Here is a 986-nt window from a genome sequence, read left to right as displayed (position 1 = left end):
CCCCGCACAAGATCACCGAGCGCGGCATTGCCCGCACCTTCCAGAACATCCGGGTATCAAGAAAATGACGCTGCTGGAAAACGTCGTGGTCGGGATGCACGAGCACCTGAACTATGGGGTGGCCAGCATGTTGTCAACCTCGGCGCTTTCCGCCGTGCCGAACAGCAAGCCCGCGAACGCGCGCTGGAGCTGCTGTCCTGGGTGCGCCTGGATCACAAGGCGCACATGCTGGCCGACAGCCTTTCCTATGGCGAGCAGCGCAAGCTGGAGTTCGCCCGCGCCCTGGCGACCAAGCCCAAGCTGCTGTTGCTGGACGAACCGGTGGCCGGCATGAACCCGGCCGAGAAGACCGAGCTAATGAGCGAGATCGTCAACATCAAGCAGCGCGGTTTCACCATCTTCATGATCGAGCATGACATGCGCTTCGTCATGGGCCTGTGCGAGCGCATCGCCGTGCTCAACTTCGGCAAGATCATCGCCGAAGGCACCCCGGACCAGATCAAGAACAACCAGGAAGTGATCGAGGCCTATCTCGGCAAGGAAGAAGCATGAGCGCCAGCGGCAACAAGCAACCCATCCTGCAGGTAGAAGACCTGGCCGTGGCCTATGGCCACATCGAAGCGGTCAAGGGCATCAGCCTGTCCCTGAACGAAGGCGAGATCACCGCACTGGTCGGTGCCAATGGCGCCGGCAAGAGCACGTCGCTGTTGGCCATCTCCGGCCTGGTGAAGGCGCAGCGCGGCCGCGTGCTGCTCAACGGGCAAGACCTCTTGCAGATGTCGCCGCACCGCATCGTTGAATCCGGCGTGGTGCAGGTGGCCGAGGGCCGCGCCACGTTGACCACGTTGACCGTCGAAGAAAACCTGGCCCTGGGCGCCTATACCCGCAAGGACAAGGACGGTGTGGCACGTGACCTGGAGTGGGTATATTCAATCTTCCCCAGGCTGAAGCACCGCGCCACCGGTCTGGCCGGCAACCTCTCGGGC

The 986-nt window shown here is 62.7% G+C and carries 1 protein-coding gene and 1 pseudogene; both read left to right on the top strand.

Going from position 1 to position 986, the window contains the following annotated elements; genetic code table 11:
* Window positions 1-552, top strand: a pseudogene (locus I5W_RS28590) (ABC transporter ATP-binding protein); the annotation flags it as partial.
* A partial coding sequence (locus tag I5W_RS28585; protein WP_044531795.1) for an ABC transporter ATP-binding protein occupies window positions 549-986 on the top strand: 438 nt, incomplete at its 3' end. The pseudogene I5W_RS28590 and the gene I5W_RS28585, both read left to right, overlap by 4 nt.

The sequence above is a fragment of the Herbaspirillum sp. B65 genome (genome assembly GCF_000333555.1).
GTDB classification, from domain to species: Bacteria; Pseudomonadota; Gammaproteobacteria; order Burkholderiales; family Burkholderiaceae_D; genus Herbaspirillum; species Herbaspirillum rubrisubalbicans.
This window is presented reverse-complemented; position numbering and strand designations above follow the sequence as displayed.